Source organism: Thioclava sp. GXIMD2076 (assembly GCF_037949795.1).
In the GTDB taxonomy this organism is placed as follows: domain Bacteria; phylum Pseudomonadota; class Alphaproteobacteria; order Rhodobacterales; family Rhodobacteraceae; genus Thioclava; species Thioclava kandeliae.
In genome coordinates, this window is the sequence record NZ_CP149932.1 from 1,302,537 (window position 1) to 1,321,734 (window position 19,198).

The following is a 19,198-nucleotide window of genomic DNA, read 5'->3' on the forward strand; positions in this document are numbered from 1 at the left end:
ATGCGTATGGGCCGCCTGTTGACGAGCACTGTGATCCTAGCGGTTCTGGGCACGGCCGGAGCCGCTTTCGCCCAAGAGAGCGCCCCCGCCGAACTTCCTCCTGCCTCCTACAAGGGGCGGCAATATGTGGATAGTCAGGGCTGCGTCTTCGTGCGGGGTGGCTTTGGCAATGTGGTGCGCTGGGTGCCGCGCGTGAATCGTGACCGCACGCCGATCTGTAACTACAAACCTACTTTCGGCAGCAATGAGAAGGTTCTCGATATCGCGAAATCCGCGCCCGAGGCCACGCCTGCGCCCGTGGAGAAACCCGCGCCCGAGGCCACGCCTGCGCCCGTGGAGAAACCCGCGCCCGCGCCGACAATGGCCGCCAGCACGCCTGCCGCGAAACCCGTCGCCAAGCCCGCGTCCGATCCTCTGGCAGGCTATAAGGGCGGGCGGAATGCGCCGATGCCCACCATCGCGCTGACCACCACCCCGCCGCGGATCGGCCGTGCGGTTGCGACAGCGCAGCCCGTGCCTGCCGCAGGTCAGGTGCCCGCCCCCGTTCCCGGCGCGCCGAGCCGCGTGGCCCCCACGGTCCTTGCCCAGAGCACTCCTGCAGCCTCCGGCTATGTCTCCCCCTATATGCTGCAGGGCGCTGCGCCTGCCGTGACGATCGCCAGCACACAGGTGGTCGCAGGTGCAACGACGAGTTGCCCCAACAGCCCCGCCCAGGCCACCCGTTATATGCTCAGCGATGGGCGCTCCGTGTTGCGCTGTGGCGCTCCGGTGCAGGATCCGGCCAGCTTCATCAATACCGCGAATGTCGGCAACCTGACAGTCCGGACGAGCAGCAACCCGTCGGGCGGTTACCAGTCGCCCTATGTCACCGGTGGTGTAGCGGTGGCACAAAACGCCCCGGTTCCGTCGCGCGCCAAGATCAACCATAACACCACCCGTCTGCCCGCACCGGTGCCGAGCAGCACCGAGACCGTGACGGTCGGGGCCAGTTCGCAGCAAGCCTACGCCGCCAGCTCGCCCTATGCGATCCCGCGTGAAGTCTATGTGAAGACGCCGAATGCGCCGGTAAGCCTCGCGCCGGTGGCGATTTCCTCCTCGAACCCGGGTGGATACGAGCCCGCCTTCGATGATGGTCGCCTGAACCCGTTCCGCGGGCCGCGCACGACCTCGGGCGATGCGCAGATGCGTCAGCTCTGGGATGACTCCGTGCCCGCCAAGCTGATCCCCTATCCTACGGCCTATGCAGCCCCCCAGCCGTCCGTGCAGGTCTCTGTCTCGTCAAAATCCCCGCGCACCGCACCCGCGCCGAAAACGCGCAAGGTGGTCGCCTCGGGGCGCTTCGTGCAGGTTGGGGCCTATGCGGATGCCTCGAATGCGGCCTCGGCCAAGGCCCGCCTGCGGGCCAGCGGCCTGCCGGTGGCCTCGAGCCGCACGTCCAAGGGGCTGGTGATCGTCTATGCGGGGCCCTTCGATGGCGGTTCCATTTCCGGTGCTCTGGGCACCGCCCGTCAGGCCGGTTTCCGCGACGCCTATATCCGCTAAGGGTTAGACCGATCTGTAAGAAAGCCGGCCCCGTGAGGCCGGCTTTTTCATTCGGTGTTGCAAATATCCTGTAATGCGACCCACTGGCTGTCATCGAGAAGCGGCATCGGGGCAGGGGCGCCCTTGAACGGATCTGCCTCGATCAGGGGCTGCACCTTTTCGCCCGAGGGATCGAGCGCATAGGCATAGGGGGTCGAGGAGACGCCGACCGTCTTGAAGGCCGCCAGCAGCGCGGTGCTGTCGGGCAGTGGTGCGGATTGATCCAGCATCACACTGTCATAGCCCATCAGATCATCGCTCCCCAATGCCCCCGTTGTCAGGAGCCGGAACGCCGCGCCGATCCCCGCCCAATCGAGCAGCCGCCGCAGCGGATCATGCGCCTGAGCATCGACCTCGGCGGTGATGATCGCGCCTGCGGCCACCTCGGGGGTATCGTATTTCTCCAAGAGATCCTGACCCATGATCACGATCCCGCCGGGCAACCAGCGCACACCGCTCACACCTTCGGGCAGAACGGCAATGCCTGCGGTGCCGGGAATGCGGGCGGCCAGCTTGCGCAGGGCTTCGTTGCCTGCCTCGCCGCCACAGGGGGCGCCTGTGCGTTTGACGAGATCGCGTAGCAGATGCTGACCGATCTCCTGACGTGTCGGGGGCGGGGCCACGGAGGCCGCATGGCTGATCAGTGCGCTGGGGAGCCAGAAGCCCCCCCCACCCAGCACAGCCACCGCGAGACTGGCATAGAGCACGCCGCGCAGCCGTCCAGGATGGGGTTTGCGCGCGGCGATCACTTGATGGACGCGCTCGATGGCGTCGATCATCGTTTCTTCCTCGATCTCGAGGCGTTCATCGGTCTCTTCGGAGGGCGCATAGATGGCGGGACGCTTGCCCGGATTGATCCGGACCATTGCCGGCAGCGACCAATGCGAGATGAAGCGGGTTTCCTTGACCTCGGACAGGACCAGAGAGGCGCGACCGAAAGAGAGGATGACCTCTTGCGGAGCGGCCTCGGCACTTTGTGTCCAGCGACCAGTCGCCTCGAGGCGATCATATTTCGGTAGGGAAACCATCTGCTACGTTTCTGTTCTTATCATTGCCATTAAAGATAGACGAACGCGGTGCAGGGTCAATCAGGTTGATTGCCGTGTCTTATGGGAAGGAGGCGAATCCCATTGCCCAAAGCCGGCATTGTGCGGCAGATTGGGGAAATGATCGTCTCGCATGGCCGCCGCTATATCTTCGTCCATATTCCCAAGACTGCAGGCACGGCGCTTGCGCTCGCGCTGGAGGCGCGGGCGATGGCCGATGATCTGATGATCGGGGACACGCCCAAGGCCCTGCGTCGCCGCAAGCGTGTGGACGGGATGCGGATGGCGGGGCGGAAGTGGAAACATGCCACACTGTCGGACGGGATCGGTCTCTATACGCCCGAGGAAGCGCGCCGGTATTTTACCTTCACGCTGGTGCGCAACCCGTGGGACAGGTTGGTGAGCTACTATCACTGGCTGCGGGGGCAGGGCTTCGACCATGGGGCGGTGCATGCGGCAAAGACCTATGGTTTCGGGGCGTTTCTTGCCCAACCGCTGATCCGGCGCAGCCTTCAGGCGCATTCCTACGCCAGCTATATGCGGCTGCCCGATGGAGGGCTGTGCTGTAGCAGCTTCATCCGGCTCGAGCATTTTGTCGAGGATGTAGCGGCGCTGGAGGCGCATTTGGGGTTTGCGCTTGGCGTCTTGCCTGTCGCCAACCGTTCCGAGCGCGAGGCGGATTACCGTCGGTATTATGATTCTTCCTCGGTCGATCTTGTGGCCGAGATCTGCGCCGAGGATATCGCGCAATTCAACTATAAATTTAATCGTTAACGGACTGAATTTCTAAATGGATGCCTCATTTCGAAGCTTTTGTCTTTAAAGAGAAGGGTTTCCGTAAGGTTTCGCCTTTAATTAACCTTAATTGCGCCGTCGTATTTCCACTACGCAAGGTTGAAACTAGCGTCAGTTCCCCTCGGAGTTGAGGGACTTAGCGATGGAGTTTGGTTGTGTTTGGGTTGAGAACTGGTTCGGAAGTAAAAAATCCTGCTGTGCGGTCTGCCTTCGACACGCGGCCAAATGCACGGCAGATGTTCGCCGCATCTTCGGAAGGCAAGACAGAAGGGCTCTGTGAAGGGACATTGGTGCTGACCAAATTCGGGTGGCGCGCGGTCGAGACGCTTCAGGCCGATGACGAGGTCATGACGTTCGATCATGGATATCGACCCTTGCGCCGGATCGCACGGTCGCTGTCTTTGGCGGGGAGCGCGGATTGTCCCGATCACGGACAGCTCGTTGCGGTTCCGGCACAGGCTTTGGGTAATCGCGATGCGATCGTCTTGCAGCCAAACCAATATGTGATGATCGAGAGCGATATGGCCGAGGATGCGTTTGGCGATCCCTTCGTTCTGGTGCCTGCCCATGCGCTCACCGGCTATCGCGGTATCGCGCGGGCCGATACTGCACAGCGCCTGTCCGTCTACACGCTGCAATTTGCCGATGACGAGGTCATCTATGTTAACGGGGCGGGGCTGGTGCATTGCGGCGGCACTTCGACCGCAGGGCTAGAACAGCTGATCGGGGGCAATCTGCCCTCCTATATCTCCCTTCCTGTCGAGGCGGCGCGTGCCGTGATTGACGCGCTCAAGGAAGGGGATGAAACCGGCCAAGAGGATGACGCCGCGCTCTGAAAAGCGCGGCGTTGGTTTATGCCGGAGGGCAAGGCTGCCACCTCCCTCCGGCATGCCTTTTGCTGATGATCAGGCTTTGCGCTCGACCAGTTCCGCCTTGAACAGGCTCAGGCGGGCCGACAGATTATCCTCTCGGAAAACCGAACTGAAATTCTCGAAGATGAATGTAAGCGCTTCGTCCTGCGACAGCCCCGCCTCCTGCGCAAAACGCTGGAGGCGGCGATAGCCGTCATTGGTCATGGCGGCAGGGAAGCGGCGGGTTAGTCTGAGGCGTTTGGGCATTGCGATCCTGCTGTTTTTCTCTCGTTAACCGGAGAATATGGCAAGATTTTGAGTGCATGGACAGAAGAAGGCCGGAGTGGTAGGGGCGGGTCCGGTGATCCTGGGCTTTCGGCTTTGCCAGAGTGGATGGCGGCCGGCCGTGGAAAATGGGTCGGACCGGTGGACGGCGCCCCTACCTTTGTCTTGTCTTGCAGGCCAGCTCAGGCGGCCGAGCTCTCCGCGCGGCGTTCCTGCAGCTTGCCTTCGCCTGCCGAGATTTCCGCATCCAGCTCGTTGATCGCCGCGGCCAGTTCGTCGCGTTCCCGCTGCATTTCCTGCAGGCGGACGCGCGCGAGCTTCAGTGTTTCGGTTAGCTGGGTCACCTGATTGTCGCCGATGCTGTAGAGATCCAGCAGCTGCCGGATATCCTCGAGGCTGAAGCCAAAACGCTTCCCCCGCAAGATCAGCTTGAGACGGGCCCGGTCGCGGCGGGTAAAGAGCCGCTTCTGGCCTTCTCGTATCGGGAACAGGAGTTCCTTGCTCTCATAGAACCGGAGTGTGCGCGGGGTTACCTCGAAGGCGTCGCACATCTCGCGGATCGTCATTACTTCATTTTCCATCCGTGCCTCACACAGTCTAATGCACAGGTAGCAGAGAAATTTCCACCTATGCGTTACTCGATATTTGAAAAAAAATGCGCTTGTGGTGCAGCGCGTTATGCCCGACTGGACAGAATGTCGTGACATATAAAAGGCTTTGAATATAAGGTGAAAGCCGGAGCACCACCTAGAGGCGATATGCCTTCCCAAGGGTAAAAGATCAAGTTTCTTTCATGTTACTTACTCTGGGTAAGCGCTTGTTCGCGCAGGTTCCTCAACTCGTCAATCGTCTTGTCCAGCTCGCTGCGCTGCTGTTCCAGAACCACCAACTGACGCTCGGAAAGCTCCAGAAAGACACGTCTTTGCTCGTCCGTTCCGTCGGTATCATATATCTCGAGCCACTGGCGCAGCTCCTCCAGAGAGAAGCCGAACCGTTTCCCGCGCAGGATGATCGTCATCCTTGCGACTTCCCTTGGACCATAGAACCTTTTACGCCCCTCACGCATGGGCGCGAGCAGTTCAATGTATTCGTAATAGCGCAGCGTTCGAGGAGTGACGTCGAATTTTGCACACATTTCCTTCAGGTTGAGCATACGCCTCCCCATTCGTCTCAGTGGCGATACGCTAACAGCACTGGCCGTTATTTCAACCGCAATCAGCGGTAGCATCCCGGAGGTGAAGGCCCTTGTATTGGGCGCGCGGGGGCAGATACTGTCCGCGAGAAAAAGATGGAGACAGTCCATGACCGAGAATAATAAGCCAACATATGATGGCAAAAGCAGCAATTTTTTGATGAATTCTTTCCTTGAGGGTCTTCCCCACTGCAAATCTCTGGATATGCGGATGGTCGAGGTCTCCGAAGGGAAGGCACGTATGGCGTTGCCATATAACGAAAAATTGATCGGAGATCCGGAGACCGGCGTTGTTCATGGGGGCGCGGTTTCCGTGCTGATGGATACCTGTTGTGCAACGGCGGTCATGGCCCATCCCGCAAACCCCCAGAGCACCGCGACGCTCGATCTGCGGATCGATTATATGCGCCCGGCCGTTCCGGGGCAGACGATCACCGCCTCGGCCGAGGTTTACCGCATCTCGCGCAGTGTGGCGTTCGTGCGCGCGATCGCCCGCGACGAGAGTGGCGGGCCCGATGATGTGCCTGTGGCGCAGGCGACCGCAGCTTTCACGGTCTATCTGCCCGAGGAGGCGGCCCAATGAAAACCCGTCTGTCCCCCGAACCCGTTCAGGTCATCAAGAAACGCCGCGACGAGGCGCTACGCCAGCTGGTGGCGGCAGTGCCCTATATCAATTTCCTCGGCGTCGAGTTCGACCGCCGTGGAGACGAGCTGACCGCGATCCTGCCCTATAAGGACAGCCTCATCGGGGATGCCTCGGTGCCTGCATTGCATGGTGGTGCAACGGCGGCCTTCATGGAGATCACCGCGATCATCGAGCTGAGCTGGTCCACGCTCTGGCCGGAATTCGAGAAGGAGAAGGTCACGCTCGACCGTATCCCGCCGATGCCCAAGACCATCGATATCACGATGGATTATCTGCGGCCCGGTCTGCCGCGCGATGCCTATGCGCGCGCAAGGGTCACCCGTTCGGGGCGGCGCTATGCCAGCGTCTTCGTCGAGGCGTGGCAGGATAACCGCGCGCGTCCCTTTGCACAGGCAACGGGCCATTTCCTGATGCCCGAACCCGCCGATCTGGCCCGATAAGAGACGCCCTCCGTGACAGGTTCCCAAGCGATTACGCATCGCCGCGTTCTGGCCATCGCCCTGCCGGTGGTCCTCTCCAATGTGACGGTGCCGCTTCTGGGGCTTGTCGATACGGCGGTCGTGGGGCAGCTGGGTGAGGCCGCGCCGATCGGGGCTGTCGGGGTAGGGGCGGTGATCCTGTCCTCGCTTTATTGGGTCTTCGGGTTTTTGCGCATGGGCACGACGGGGCTCGTGGCTCAGGCGCATGGGCGCGGGGACAGGGTGGAAACCGCCGCAGGGCTCTTGCGCGCGCTCCTGATCGCGCTGGTCGCGGGTCTGGCGCTGATCGCATTGCAGGGATGGCTCTTCGAACTGGCGTTTCGTCTGGCGCCTGCCAGCGACGCAGTCGAGAGCCTTGCGCGTGACTATCTCGCGATCCGCATCTGGGGGGCGCCCGCCACGATCGGGCTTTACGGGTTGATCGGCTGGCTGATCGCGCTGGAACGCACCCGCTCGATCCTGCTGATACAGGTGGCGATGAATGCGCTGAATGTGGGGCTGGATTTCCTCTTCGTGCTGGGGCTTGGCTGGGGCGTCGAGGGCGTGGCATGGGCGACGCTGATCTCGGAGGTGCTTGGTGCGCTCGGGGCGCTCTGGCTGGCACGCGGGGCTTTCGTGCCTGCCGCAATGCGGATTGCGCGGCTCTTCGACAGGGTCGAACTCATGAAGCTTCTCCGGGTCAATACCGATATCATGATCCGTTCCGTGCTGCTGCAGGCGAGCTTTACCACCTTCCTGTTCCTCTCGGCAGGGCGGGGGGATGTGGCGCTGGCGGCCAATCAGGTGCTCTTGCAGTTCCTGCAGATTACGTCCTTCGCACTGGACGGTTTCGCCTTTGCGGCCGAGAGCCTTGTGGGGCAAGCGGTGGGCGCGGGCTCCGTGGCGCGGCTGCGTCGCGCAGGCGGGATCAGCGGAATCTGGGGGCTTGGCTTCTCGCTGGCGCTGGGGCTGGTCTTCGCGGTTGCGGGCGGGAAAATCATCGACGTCATGGCACAGGCCGGAGAAGTGCGCAGCGTGGCGCGGGATTATCTGCCATGGCTTGTGGTGATGCCGCTGGTGAGTGTCGGCAGCTATATCCTTGACGGGATCTTCATCGGGGCGACCCAGACGCGGGCGATGCGCAATGCGATGATCGTGACCGTCACGATCTATGCCGGTCTGCTGTTTGTAATGGTGCCGCTCTGGGGCAATCACGGGCTCTGGGGCGCGCTGATGGTGCTGAATTTCCTGCGCGCGCTCACTTTGGGCGGGCTCTATCCGGGGCTCGAGCGGCGGGTGGCCACGAGTTAGTGGACGATCTCCATCGTCTTGGCGGCAATGAGCGCGACAACGGCATAGCGACCGGTCTTGGCCAGAAACACGATCGGAATGAACTGCCATAACGATTTCCGCAAGATGCCCGCGATAAGGCAGATCAGATCACCGCCCGGCGCCCAGCTGAGAAACAGCAGCCAGTTGCCCCAGCGCTCGAACCAGCGATGCCCGCGCTCGAGCTGTTTCTCGCTGGCGGGAAACCATTTCCGGTCGCGCCAGCGGGTGACGCCCGCACCGATGTAATAGGTAATCAGCGCGCCAAGCGTATTCCCGATGCCCGCAATCACGATCATCAGGCCGATCGGCGCGGCATCAGCCGTCTGCATTGCGACAAACACGATTTCGGATTGTGCAGGGATAGGGGTCGCCGCCAGCAGGCCGGAGAAGAACAGGCCGGCAAGGGAGGCGGTAAGATCGAGCATGCAGTGGTCCTGTCGATGGCGGTCAGGTGAGGCCGCTAAACTGAAACGGGCGATGGCATGGAAATGCCTCGCCCGTCAAACTGGTTCCGTGAGTGTTGGTCCGGCTCAGCTTTGGTCGTCTTCGCGCGGCTCACGCGGGGGGCGGCCGACAACATCGCGCAGCGCATCCAGCTCGATGAAATTATCGGCCTGACGGCGCAGCTCGTCCGCGATCATTGGCGGTTGCGAACGGATTGTCGAAACGACCGAGACGCGCACGCCCTGACGTTGTAGTGCCTCGACCAGCGGGCGGAAATCGCCATCACCGGAGAAGAGCACGGCATGGTCGAGACGGGGCGCAAGCTCCATCGCATTGACCGCCAGTTCGATATCCATATTGCCCTTCACCTTCCGGCGACCCATGGAATCGGTGTATTCCTTGGCGGGTTTGGTTACCATCGCATAGCCGTTGTAATGCAGCCAGTCGACCAGCGGGCGGATCGGGGAGTATTCCTCGTTTTCCAGCAGCGCGGTGTAATAGAAGGCGCGTACCAGCTTCCCGCGACGTTCGAATTCCTGACGCAGGAGCTTGTAATCAATGTCGAACCCGAGCGATTTCGCCGCTGCGTAAAGATTCGAGCCGTCAATGAACAGCGCAAGCCGTTCGTCTTTGTAGAACATGAAATCAAATTCCTTTCTATTTCACACTCGCTACAACCAAAAGCATCTAGAGTGGTGTGGTTAGATGCTCGAAACTCATCTACTCATTAGACTTCGCGAGTGATATCGCTGTCAGATAGCAATGCAATATGATCATGGGTATCTGTCTAAATGGATAGTAACACGATTATCATCGCCTTTGGGGCCAATGTTCCTTCTGCACTCGGTAGCCCATCTGATGCAATCAAGGAAGCCTTCAAGCGCTTATGTGATGCGTCACTTCGCCCATCGGCAATGTCTCGCTTTTATCGGTCGCCTGCCTATCCGGCGGGAAGCGGTCCGGATTTTGTCAACGCCTGTGGATGTTTCGAGGTATCCGGCAGCCCTTATGACGTATTGTATTTATTGCATGAAATTGAGGCGGAGCTGGGACGGACGCGACTGGTGCGATGGGGCGCGCGGGTGATCGATCTGGACCTGATCGCCTATGGTGACAGGGTCTTACCAGAAGAAATGACGTTGCGTCACTGGAGAGGGCTTCCCTTCGAAGAGCAGCAGATCGCCACCCCGCAGGAGTTGATCCTGCCCCATCCACGTCTTGAAGACCGCGGATTCGTGCTGATTCCCATGGCCGAGGTCGCCCCGAACTGGCGTCATCCATTGACCTTGAAGACGGTCCGTCAGATGATCGCGGAGCTGCCTGCCGCGCAGACCGAGGGGCTCACGGCCTTCGATCCGGCGCAGTTGTGTGAATGAGCGCTTGTCAATCGTGACGTTTCTGCCTATGTAGGCGGTTCAGACATTCCCCGAGATCCGACTGGAGTGACATATGGCCCGCGTGACGGTTGAAGATTGCGTTGACAAAGTCCCGAACCGTTTCGAACTGGTGATGCTTGCTGCCCATCGTGCACGCGAGATTGCGGCTGGTTCTGCCCTGACGGTTGATCGTGACAACGATAAGAACCCGGTTTGCGCCCTGCGCGAAATCGCCGACGAGACCCAATCCGCAGATGATCTGCGCGAGCGTCTGATCGAGGCGAACCAGACCCAGATCGAAGTCGACGAACCCGAAGACGATCAGATGGCACAGCTGATGTCGGGCGAGCCCGCCACGGCAGACAAGCCCGCCGATGATGACATGAACGAAGAGCGGATGCTGCGCGCGCTGATGGAAGCGCAAGGCCGCGAGTAATCTGAACATACGAGAAAATGCGGAACGAGCGTAAATGATCGATGTCGAAGACCTGATCGCGCTCGTTCGCAATTACAACCCGCAGACCGATGACGGGTTGATCCGTGCCGCCTATAGCTACGGGCTACAGATGCACGAAGGGCAGTTCCGCCGGTCCGGCGAGCCCTATTTCACGCATCCGGTTGCGGTCGCCGCGATCCTGACCGAGATGCGCCTCGACGATGCGACCATCGTCACCGCCCTTTTGCATGACACGATCGAAGACACCCGTGCCTCCTACAAGGAGGTCGCAGGGCTGTTTGGCGAGCCTATCGCCGAGCTGGTCGATGGCGTGACCAAGCTGACCAATCTGCAGCTGTCCTCTTCCGAGACCAAGCAGGCGGAAAACTTCCGCAAGCTGTTCATGGCGATGTCGAAGGATCTGCGGGTTATTCTCGTGAAACTGGCGGATCGTCTGCATAACATGCGCACGATCAAGTCGATGAAGCCCGAGAAGCAGGCCCAGAAAGCCCGCGAGACCATGGAGATCTATGCGCCGCTGGCAGGGCGTATGGGGATGCAGTGGATGCGCGAGGAGCTGGAGGATCTGGCCTTCAAGGTGCTCAACCCCGAGGCGCGGACTTCGATTATCCGCCGCTTTGTCGGGCTGCAGAAAGAGACGGGGGATGTGATCCCCAAGATCTCGGGCGACATCCGTCTGCTGCTCGAAGAGGCGAAAATCGACGCCGATGTGTTTGGCCGTGCCAAACGCCCCTATTCCATCTGGCGCAAGATGGAGGAGAAACAGCTCGCCTTCTCGCGCCTGTCCGACATCTACGGCTTCCGGGTTATCACCAAGACCGAGGCCGAATGCTATCGCGTGCTTGGGCTGATCCACCATCGCTGGCGCGCTGTGCCGGGGCGGTTCAAGGATTATATCAGCCAGCCCAAAACCAACGGCTACCGCTCGATCCATACCACCGTATCGGGGCGCGATGGCAAACGTGTCGAAGTCCAGATCCGCACCCGCCAGATGCACGAGGTTGCCGAATCGGGTGTGGCCGCCCACTGGGCCTATAAGGACGGGGCGCGCTCGTCGAACCCGTTCGCGGTCGATCCGGCGCAGTGGATCGCGACCCTGACCGAGCGTTTCGGCGAGGGCGATCACGAGGAATTCCTCGAGACCGTCAAGCTGGAGATGTATTCCGATCAGGTCTTCTGCTTCACCCCCAAAGGCGATGTGGTCAAGCTGCCCAAAGGCGCCACCCCCATCGATTTCGCCTATGCCATCCACACACGGATCGGCAATTCCTGCGTGGGCGCGAAGGTTGACGGTATCCGCGTGCCTTTGTGGACGCGGTTGAAAAATGGCCAGTCCGTTCAGGTGATTACGGCCTCCGGCCAGCGCCCGCAGGCGACATGGCTCGATATCGTAGGCACGGGACGCGCGCGGGCGTCCATCCGCAAATCCCTGCGCGAGGAAGACCGGACCCGCTTTGTCAAACTGGGCTCCGAGCTTGCGCGTGTGGCCTTCGAGCATGTGGGGCGCAAGGTCTCCGACAAGGCGCTGCGCACCGCCGCCAAGGCTTTGGGGCTGACCGACGAGACCGAGGTGCTGGCGCGGCTGGGGTCGGCGGAGATCACCTCGAGCGAGGTGATCAGCGTCCTTTACCCTGAACTGATCCATCGCCGCGAGGAGACTATCGAGCCGACGCGTGCCGTGATCGGCCTCGGCGCCGATCAGAGCTTCACCCGCGCAGGCTGTTGTCAGCCGCTTCCGGGCGAGCGGATCGTGGGTATCACCTATCGCGGCAAGGGCGTGGTCATCCATTCGATCGACTGCCCGGCGCTGGAGGATGTGGAGAGCGAACCCGAGCGCTGGGTCGATCTGCATTGGCAGGGCGGCCAGCATCCGCCGGTCTATACCGCTTCGCTGAAGGTCACGATCTCGAATGATGCAGGTGTGCTGGGGCATATCTGCACCCTGATCGGTCAGCAACGGGCGAATATCTCGGATCTGAATTTCGTGGACCGGAAACCGGACTTTTACTCTTTGATCATAGAGGTGGAGTTGCGGGATATGGAGCATCTCCACCGCCTGTTGACAGCGCTCGAAGCCGAAACAGATGTGGCACAGGTGGAACGCTGGCGCGATTTATCGCATAAGCCCTGACGATTGGCGGTTGCGTCTACCTTGTAAGCGGGCCTTGATGGTTGCGTGGTAATCCGCGCACAGCCAGTGTCAGCGGATGAAGGGAAGTAAGTTCAACGTGTTCAAGCGGCGTGATAAAAAACCTGTCCTGATCGCCGCGCGGGATGCTTTGTGGCCGCGTACGGGATGGTCTCGTGCCTTCCAGTATGTCAAACACCGCATCAACCGCCTGCCGGACCGCCCGCAGCGTATCGCGCGGGGCATTGCGGCTGGGGTGTTCATTTCTTTCACGCCCTTCTTCGGACTGCATTTCTTCGGCGCTGCGGCTCTGGCGTGGATTTTGCGGGGCAATATCATCGCCTCGATCCTCGGCACGTTTTTCGGCAACCCGCTGACCTTCCCGATCATCGCCGTCTCGGCCACCCAGTTCGGGCGGTTCATTCTGGGTGAGGACCATCCGCATCAGACGGAGTTGGGGCAGGGCGGATCAATCCTCTCGCCCGATCCGCAGGCCGCGACCACGCTGGGCGAGGTATTTGCCCGGGCAGGCCATGATCTGGTGCATAACCTTTATTCGGTCTTCACGCCTGCGCAGACCGAATGGGGCGGGCTGAAACAGTTCTTCGAGGATGTCTGGCTGCCCTATCTGGTAGGCGGGCTTCTGCCGGGGCTGATCGCAGGGATCGTGATGTATTACGTTACGTTGCCCTTCATCTCGGCCTATCAGAACCGTCGTCGCGCGCGGCTCAAGGAGCGCCTCGAACAGGCCCGCGCCAAGCTTGTCGCCCGCTCGCGCGAGCGTACCGAACGCCGCGCCAGCGACAAGGCCGCAAAGCGCGAGAGCTGACGTCATATTGGGGTTCAATCCGCCCGTGAGACGGGCCATACTCGGGGCAAGTTGATTGCCTTGAAGGTTGGCCCATAAATGTCGAAGAAACTCCGTCTTGGCGTGAATATCGATCACGTCGCTACGATCCGTAACGCCCGCGGCTCGTCCTATCCGAGCCCTGTCCGTGCGGCTAAACTGGCCGAAGAGGCGGGGGCTGACGGCATTACGGCGCATCTGCGCGAAGATCGCCGCCATATCCGCGACAGCGATATCGAGGCGCTGCGGGCCGAGTTGAGCACACCCCTGAACTTCGAGATGGCGTCCACTCCCGAGATGCAGGCCATCGCCCTGCGCCATATCCCGCATGCCTGCTGTATCGTGCCCGAGAAGCGCGAGGAGGTGACGACCGAGGGCGGGCTGGATGTCGCCGCCGATCAGGCGCGTCTGACCGAATATCTCAAGCCTCTGGTCGATGCCGGTATCCGTGTCTCGATGTTCATCGGCCACGAGCCGGCCCAGATCGAGGCTTCGGCCAAGATCGGCGCGCAGGTGATCGAACTGCATACCGGCCATTACTGCGATATGCATTTTGCGGGCCGTTTTGCCGAGCGTGATCTCGAACTCGAGGCGCTGGCCGCCGGAGCCGCCTATGCGCATTCGCTGGGGCTCGAGGTCCATGCGGGTCACGGGCTGACCTATGACACCGTCTCGCCCATTGCCGCGATCAAGGAGATCAAGGAGCTCAATATCGGGCATTTCCTGATTGCCGAGGCTGTCTTCCTCGGTCTGCGGCCGGCTGTCGAGCATATGCGCCATCTGATGGATGCGGCCCGCGGTTGAGGGGTCGATGAGAAACGTATGAATTTCAAAAGATATATTCTGGTTCTTGTGGCCACGATGCTTGGTCTGGGCGTCTTGCTAACAGGGCTCTCCATGGCGGGCATCTATATCGAAGCCCGATCAATCGCGCTCATCCCCGTCATCATCGCGGCCTTCGTCGAGGGCCAATGCTATGCGCAGAAGCACGAACGCCTTCCGACAAAAGGTGACGCATGGCGTTTCGGTCTGCAGGCGGGGATGGTCGTTATGGTGTTGCAATGTCTTGCAGGCGCGGCCTTCTACTGGCTCGTGCCCGAGAGCTTCACCGGCTTGACGCTTGCACAATTCGCGGCCTATGTGCTGGCCGCCTTGGGCGCCATCTTCGTGCTGACAGCGGTCGCCTCGCGCTTCATTTTCCGGAATATTGCCAAATCGACGCTGAAGGCGCAGGCGAAACGCGCCGCCAGACAGGCAAAGACATGATCATCGGTATCGGAAGTGATCTGGCCAATATAGAACGGATCCAGAATACGCTCGACCGTTTCGGGGACCGGTTCCGCAATCGCGTGTTCACGGAAGTCGAACAGGCCAAGGCCGAGGCCCGCGCCGATATCGCGGGCACCTATGCCAAACGCTGGGCGGCCAAGGAGGCTTGCTCGAAGGCGCTTGGCACGGGGCTGCGGATGGGGATCTCGTGGAAGGACATGGCGGTGACCAACCTGCCCACCGGCCAGCCGGTGATGGAGGTCACTGGATGGGCGGCCGAGCGGCTCGCGCAGATCACGCCTGCCGGTCACGAGGCGGTGATCCATGTGACCCTGACGGATGACCATCCCTGGGCACAGGCCTTTGTTGTGATCGAAGCACGACCGCTTTCTACCCCTTCCGGCGCTGGCCTTTCTTGACAGCGCCCGCACATCGCGCGAAGGAAGGGCGCAAGCTACAAAGGAGCACGCCCCGCATGGCAGCCAAGTCGAAGCCCCAGAACGGCATCATCGAGACGATCAAGACGGTTTTCTGGGCCTTGCTCATCGCGGGCGTGTTCCGCACGCTCTTCTTCCAGCCCTTCTGGATCCCGTCGGGGTCGATGAAGGATACGCTGCTGATCGGCGATTTCCTGTTCGTGAACAAGATGGCCTATGGCTATTCGCGCTATTCCTGCCCGTTCTCGGCTTGCCCGATCAATGGCCGGATCTTCGCGCATGACCCACAGCGCGGCGATGTGGTGGTGTTCCGCCATCCGACCAAAGGCGTCGATTTCATCAAGCGTCTGATCGGCCTGCCGGGCGACCGTATCCAAGTGCGCGACGGTGTGCTCTATATCAACGACAAGGCCGTGAAGCTGGAAAGCGCCCCCGATTTTACCGAGATCAAGGAGCCGCAAGGTCCGCAGGGCCTGACCCCGCGCTGCGCCAATGATCCGGTGGGCACGGGCGGCACCTGCGTCAAGGAGCGCCAGCGCGAAACCCTGCCCAATGGCGTGACGCATGATATCCTCAACATCACCACCCAGGGATTTGTGGATAACACCGAAGTCTTCACCGTCCCCGAAGGCGAGTATTTCTTCATGGGGGATAACCGCGACAATTCCGAAGACAGCCGCGTGCCGGTGCGCGCAGGCGGTGTGGGCTTCGTGCCTGCGGAATATCTGATCGGTCGCGCCGACCGGATCATGTTCTCTTCGGCAGGGCGGTCGCTCTTCTTCTTCTGGACCTGGCGTCCGGATCGTTTCTTCAAGGCAATCGAGTGAAAATCTCAAGCGACATAACAGACTTCATGGATCGGCTCGGGCATCAGTTTGATAAGCCCGAGCTGATTATTCGTGCATTGACCCATGCGTCGATCTCCACCAAGACCCGGCCCGACAACCAGCGGCTGGAGTTTCTGGGCGATCGCGTTCTGGGGCTGACAATGGCCGAGGCACTGTTTTCTGCCGATAAAGCCGCCACCGAAGGCCAGCTTGCGCCGCGTTTCAACGCGCTGGTGCGCAAGGAAGCCTGCGCCGAAGTGGCCCGCCAGATCGATCTGGGTGCGGTGCTCAAACTCGGACGCTCCGAGATGATGACCGGCGGCCGCCGCAAGGAGGCTCTTCTGGCCGATGCGATGGAAGCCGTGATCGCCGCCGTCTATCTGGATGCCGGTTTCGAGGTCGCGCGCGATCTGGTGCTGCGTCTTTGGGGAGACCGTGTCGACAGCGTGGATGCCGATAGCCGTGACGCCAAGACCTCGTTGCAGGAATGGGCGCAGGCCCGTCACCTCGCACCGCCGAAATATGTTACCATCTCGCGGGACGGGCCGGACCACGCGCCCGTCTTCGAGATCGAAGCCCAACTTGAAAATGGCGAAAGCGCCCGTGCCAAGGCCCGTGCAAAACGTCAGGCCGAACAGGCCGCAGCCCGAGCCCTGCTCGACCGGATGGAGAAGAAAGCATGACCGAAGAGACCCGCGCAGGCTTTGTTGCCCTGATCGGCGAGCCCAATGCCGGTAAATCGACGCTGCTGAACCGGATGGTGGGCGCGAAAGTGTCGATCGTCACGCATAAGGTCCAGACCACCCGCGCGCGTATCCGTGGTGTGGCGATGGCGGGCCAGAGCCAGATCGTCTTCGTGGATACCCCCGGTATCTTCCGCCCGCGCCGCCGTCTGGACCGCGCGATGGTTAAGGCCGCTTGGGGTGGCGCAGCGGATGCCGATGTGGTGGTGCTCCTGGTCGAGGCCCATCGCGGTCTTACCGGTGGTGTCGAGGCGATCATCGAGGCGCTGAGGGAACGCGGGGGCGACCAGCCGGTCGCACTGGCGATCAACAAGATCGACAAGGTGAAATCCGAGGATCTTCTGGCGCTGACCCAGAAACTCAACGACGCTTTCCCCTTTGTGAAGACCTTCATGATCTCTGCCGAGCGCGGCCATGGGGTCGAGGATCTGCGCGAATGGCTGGCAGGAGAGGTTCCTGCAGGCCCGTGGCTCTATCCCGAGGACCAGATCGCCGATCTGCCGATGCGGATGATCGCCGCCGAGATTACCCGCGAGAAGCTGACCCTGCGCCTGCATGAGGAACTGCCCTATCAGCTCACCGTCGAGACCGATCACTGGACCGATCGCGAGGATGGCACCACCCGTATCGATCAGGTGATCTATGTCGCGCGCGACGGCCATAAGGGTATCGTGCTGGGCAAGGGGGGCGAGACCATCAAGGGCGTGTCCACCGCCGCTCGTGCCGATCTGTGCGAATTCCTCGGCAAGACCGTGCATCTCTTCTTGCAGGTGAAGGTGCGTCCGAACTGGCTCGAAGAGCGCGACCGCTATTCCGAGATGGGGCTGGATTTCAAGGACGGCGATTGATGCTGACGGCGGAATTCTGGGTGAAGGCCTATCTCAAACGGCTCGAGCTTGCGAATATTCCGGCCTATGTGACGGCGCATGGCAATGATGCCTCGGGCGCGGTGCTGGTGAAATGCGCCCGCCTTGATGGCACCGCCGAGGCTTTTCAGCGCAGTTTCGATCTGATGACGGGCGCGCGCAAATGGATGTCTCTGGTGTCGGGCCCCGAGCCCGATGTCGATGCCTCGATCCGCAAACAGCGCAGCTTCGACCGTGACCTCTGGGTGATCGAGATCGAGAGCCGCGAGGGCGTCACGCTGCTGGATGAAGACGGTTTGATGGATTGAGATGGACTGGGTTGATCAAGGCACCATCCTGACCAGCCGTCCTCAGGGCGAGACCTCGCGCCTGATCGAGGTGTTTACCGTAACCCATGGCCGCCATGCGGGCATCGTGCGGGGCGGGGCCTCGCGCAAGATGGCCGCGCATCTGCAACCGGGCAGCCATGTAAGCGTGACGTGGCGGGCACGTCTGGCCGATCAGCTGGGGTCCTTTACTGTCGAGCCTCTGAAATCCCGCGCGGGGGCCATGGCCGACCGGATGGCGCTTCTGGGGCTCAATTCGACCTGCGCTCTGCTGGCTTTCGCGCTGCCCGACCGCGAGGCGCATCCTGCCCTTTATCACCGCTCCGAGCCTCTGTTCGATGTGATCGGTCAGGCCCATGAGGGCTGGATACTGGATTATCTGCGCTGGGAAATGAGCCTGCTGGAGGATCTGGGCTACGGGCTGGACCTCACGCGCTGTGCGGTAACCGGCAGTTTTGACGATCTGGCCTATGTCAGCCCCAAAACGGGCCGAGCGGTCAGCCGTGCGGGCGCGGGCGATTGGGCGCCGCGCCTTCTGCCCTTGCCGCAATTCCTGCTGGGGCAGGGGCCTGCCTCGCTGGCCGAGGTCGAGGCGGGGCTGGGGCTGACGGGCCATTTCCTGAACGCCCATCTGGCCCCCGCTCTGGGCAACCGCCCGCTGCCTGCCGCACGGGCGCGTCTGGTCGAGGCGCTCGCCCGCTTGTGATATCGCGGCTTTAGGGCGCGGGCCGGTCGTCCAGCTTCAGCTGCAACAGCACCAGATTGAGCCAGCGCCCGAATTTGCGCCCCACCTCCGGCATGCGGCCCGTTTCAACGAAGCCCAGCCGTTCATGCAGCCTGATCGAGCCGGGATTGTCCTCGGAAATTGCCGCGACCATCACATGTTTGCCCGCCGCGCGTGCATGGGTGATCAGCGCCTCGAGCATCGGCGTGCCGAGCCCGCGCCCGCGCATCGACGGATGCACATAGACCGAATGCTCGATGCTCAGCGCATAGCCATCATGGGGGCGATAGGGGCCATAGCTTGCATAGCCCATCACCTTGCCGTCGATCTCTGTGACAAAGACCGGAAACCCTGCCGCCTGACGCTCGGCAATCCATGCGCGGCGGTTCTCGGCATCGACGAGGATCTCGTTCCAGATCGCGGTCGTGGTCTCTACCGCGTCATTGTAGATTTCCAGAATATCCTCGGCATCAGTCGCGCGCGCGTCACGGATCATGGCGGTCTCCTTCTTTTCCGCCCAGATTGCGCGGATGAAGGCGGTTTGCAATGGAAATCGGGGCCCGTGAGC

At 61.4% G+C, this 19,198-nt stretch carries 25 protein-coding genes; 18 read left to right on the top strand and 7 right to left on the bottom strand.

All coding sequences use genetic code 11. The features are described 5' to 3' along the window. Entirely contained in the window at positions 1-1,542 is a 1,542-nt protein-coding gene (locus WDB91_RS06430; RefSeq protein WP_339114306.1) for an SPOR domain-containing protein, read from the top strand. Positions 1,543-1,589: 47 nt separating this feature from the next. Here the strand turns inward: WDB91_RS06430 and WDB91_RS06435 are convergent, their stop codons facing one another. Beyond that, positions 1,590-2,609 carry a hypothetical protein gene (locus WDB91_RS06435; RefSeq protein WP_339114307.1) on the bottom strand — a complete coding sequence of 340 codons (1,020 nt, stop codon included), beginning with the start codon at positions 2,607-2,609 and terminating at the stop codon, positions 1,590-1,592. Between the two features lie 102 nt (positions 2,610-2,711). Between WDB91_RS06435 and WDB91_RS06440 the strand changes: the two genes are divergently transcribed. Next, positions 2,712-3,401, top strand: coding sequence for a sulfotransferase family 2 domain-containing protein (locus WDB91_RS06440; RefSeq protein ID WP_339114308.1), 690 nt, complete (start codon positions 2,712-2,714; stop codon positions 3,399-3,401). Between the two features lie 257 nt (positions 3,402-3,658). Next, positions 3,659-4,258 (top strand): Hint domain-containing protein, encoded by a 600-nt coding sequence (locus WDB91_RS06445; RefSeq protein ID WP_339114309.1) that lies wholly within the window; start codon positions 3,659-3,661, stop codon positions 4,256-4,258. Positions 4,259-4,327: 69 nt separating this feature from the next. On the opposite strand, the gene WDB91_RS06450 is transcribed toward WDB91_RS06445, so the two are convergent. From WDB91_RS06450 to WDB91_RS06460, 3 genes are all read right to left on the bottom strand, one after another. Continuing rightward, a complete protein-coding gene (locus tag WDB91_RS06450) occupies positions 4,328-4,540 on the bottom strand; it encodes a hypothetical protein (protein WP_339114310.1) in 213 nt (70 codons plus the stop codon). A 200-nt stretch (positions 4,541-4,740) separates the two neighbouring features. Continuing rightward, the gene (locus tag WDB91_RS06455) at positions 4,741-5,139 is read right to left on the bottom strand and encodes a MerR family DNA-binding transcriptional regulator (RefSeq protein ID WP_339114311.1); all 399 of its coding nucleotides are present in this window, start codon (positions 5,137-5,139) and stop codon (positions 4,741-4,743) included. 215 nt (positions 5,140-5,354) lie between these two features. Next, the gene (locus tag WDB91_RS06460; protein WP_339114312.1) at positions 5,355-5,711 is read right to left on the bottom strand and encodes a MerR family DNA-binding transcriptional regulator; all 357 of its coding nucleotides are present in this window, start codon (positions 5,709-5,711) and stop codon (positions 5,355-5,357) included. A gap of 199 nt (positions 5,712-5,910) precedes the next feature. Between WDB91_RS06460 and WDB91_RS06465 the strand changes: the two genes are divergently transcribed. Genes WDB91_RS06465 through WDB91_RS06475 form a run of 3 tightly spaced genes read left to right on the top strand, consistent with a single transcriptional unit; the run spans position 5,911 to position 8,165 of the window. Continuing rightward, positions 5,911-6,333: a PaaI family thioesterase gene (locus tag WDB91_RS06465; protein ID WP_339114313.1), complete on the top strand. Its 423-nt coding sequence runs from the start codon at positions 5,911-5,913 to the stop codon at positions 6,331-6,333. Continuing rightward, entirely contained in the window at positions 6,330-6,836 is a 507-nt protein-coding gene (locus WDB91_RS06470; protein WP_339114314.1) for a PaaI family thioesterase, read from the top strand. The genes WDB91_RS06465 and WDB91_RS06470 overlap by 4 nt, the downstream gene beginning before the upstream one ends. A 12-nt stretch (positions 6,837-6,848) precedes the next feature. Beyond that, positions 6,849-8,165, top strand: a complete 1,317-nt coding sequence (locus WDB91_RS06475; RefSeq protein ID WP_339114315.1) for an MATE family efflux transporter — start codon at positions 6,849-6,851, stop codon at positions 8,163-8,165. Here WDB91_RS06475 and WDB91_RS06480 read toward each other — a convergent pair. Continuing rightward, positions 8,162-8,611, bottom strand: coding sequence for a YqaA family protein (locus WDB91_RS06480; protein ID WP_339114316.1), 450 nt, complete (start codon positions 8,609-8,611; stop codon positions 8,162-8,164). The two genes, WDB91_RS06475 and WDB91_RS06480, sit on opposite strands and share 4 nt — an antisense overlap. A gap of 105 nt (positions 8,612-8,716) precedes the next feature. After that, positions 8,717-9,271: an NYN domain-containing protein gene (locus tag WDB91_RS06485; RefSeq protein ID WP_339114317.1), complete on the bottom strand. Its 555-nt coding sequence runs from the start codon at positions 9,269-9,271 to the stop codon at positions 8,717-8,719. Positions 9,272-9,421: 150 nt separating this feature from the next. Between WDB91_RS06485 and folK the strand changes: the two genes are divergently transcribed. The 12 genes from folK (at position 9,422) to recO (ending at position 18,612) form a co-directional block, all read left to right on the top strand. Then, positions 9,422-10,006 carry a 2-amino-4-hydroxy-6-hydroxymethyldihydropteridine diphosphokinase gene (gene folK, locus WDB91_RS06490; protein ID WP_339114318.1) on the top strand — a complete coding sequence of 195 codons (585 nt, stop codon included), beginning with the start codon at positions 9,422-9,424 and terminating at the stop codon, positions 10,004-10,006. 73 nt (positions 10,007-10,079) lie between these two features. Continuing rightward, positions 10,080-10,442 carry a DNA-directed RNA polymerase subunit omega gene (rpoZ, locus tag WDB91_RS06495; RefSeq protein ID WP_339114319.1) on the top strand — a complete coding sequence of 121 codons (363 nt, stop codon included), beginning with the start codon at positions 10,080-10,082 and terminating at the stop codon, positions 10,440-10,442. A 34-nt stretch (positions 10,443-10,476) separates the two neighbouring features. Next, a complete protein-coding gene (locus WDB91_RS06500) occupies positions 10,477-12,594 on the top strand; it encodes a bifunctional (p)ppGpp synthetase/guanosine-3',5'-bis(diphosphate) 3'-pyrophosphohydrolase (protein WP_339114320.1) in 2,118 nt (705 codons plus the stop codon). A gap of 76 nt (positions 12,595-12,670) precedes the next feature. Beyond that, on the top strand, positions 12,671-13,420 hold the full coding sequence (locus WDB91_RS06505) for a DUF2062 domain-containing protein (RefSeq protein ID WP_339114321.1): 750 nt from the start codon (positions 12,671-12,673) through the stop codon (positions 13,418-13,420). 78 nt (positions 13,421-13,498) lie between these two features. After that, the gene (locus WDB91_RS06510) at positions 13,499-14,242 is read left to right on the top strand and encodes a pyridoxine 5'-phosphate synthase (protein ID WP_339114322.1); all 744 of its coding nucleotides are present in this window, start codon (positions 13,499-13,501) and stop codon (positions 14,240-14,242) included. An 18-nt stretch (positions 14,243-14,260) separates the two neighbouring features. Next, a complete protein-coding gene (locus tag WDB91_RS06515) occupies positions 14,261-14,704 on the top strand; it encodes an ABZJ_00895 family protein (RefSeq protein ID WP_339114323.1) in 444 nt (147 codons plus the stop codon). Beyond that, on the top strand, positions 14,701-15,126 hold the full coding sequence (gene acpS / locus WDB91_RS06520; protein ID WP_339114324.1) for a holo-ACP synthase: 426 nt from the start codon (positions 14,701-14,703) through the stop codon (positions 15,124-15,126). The genes WDB91_RS06515 and acpS overlap by 4 nt, the downstream gene beginning before the upstream one ends. A 56-nt stretch (positions 15,127-15,182) precedes the next feature. Beyond that, positions 15,183-15,971 carry a signal peptidase I gene (gene lepB, locus WDB91_RS06525; RefSeq protein ID WP_339114325.1) on the top strand — a complete coding sequence of 263 codons (789 nt, stop codon included), beginning with the start codon at positions 15,183-15,185 and terminating at the stop codon, positions 15,969-15,971. Beyond that, a complete protein-coding gene (gene rnc, locus WDB91_RS06530) occupies positions 15,968-16,654 on the top strand; it encodes a ribonuclease III (protein WP_339114326.1) in 687 nt (228 codons plus the stop codon). Before lepB ends, rnc begins: the two co-directional genes overlap by 4 nt. Next, positions 16,651-17,562: a GTPase Era gene (era, locus tag WDB91_RS06535; RefSeq protein ID WP_339114327.1), complete on the top strand. Its 912-nt coding sequence runs from the start codon at positions 16,651-16,653 to the stop codon at positions 17,560-17,562. Before rnc ends, era begins: the two co-directional genes overlap by 4 nt. Next, a complete protein-coding gene (locus tag WDB91_RS06540) occupies positions 17,562-17,888 on the top strand; it encodes a DUF1491 family protein (protein WP_339114328.1) in 327 nt (108 codons plus the stop codon). Before era ends, WDB91_RS06540 begins: the two co-directional genes overlap by 1 nt. A 1-nt stretch (position 17,889) precedes the next feature. Further along, on the top strand, positions 17,890-18,612 hold the full coding sequence (gene recO, locus WDB91_RS06545; RefSeq protein ID WP_339114329.1) for a DNA repair protein RecO: 723 nt from the start codon (positions 17,890-17,892) through the stop codon (positions 18,610-18,612). Between the two features lie 10 nt (positions 18,613-18,622). Here recO and WDB91_RS06550 read toward each other — a convergent pair whose 3' ends face one another. Beyond that, entirely contained in the window at positions 18,623-19,126 is a 504-nt protein-coding gene (locus WDB91_RS06550) for an N-acetyltransferase family protein (protein WP_339114330.1), read from the bottom strand. Positions 19,127-19,198: the final 72 nt, after the last annotated feature.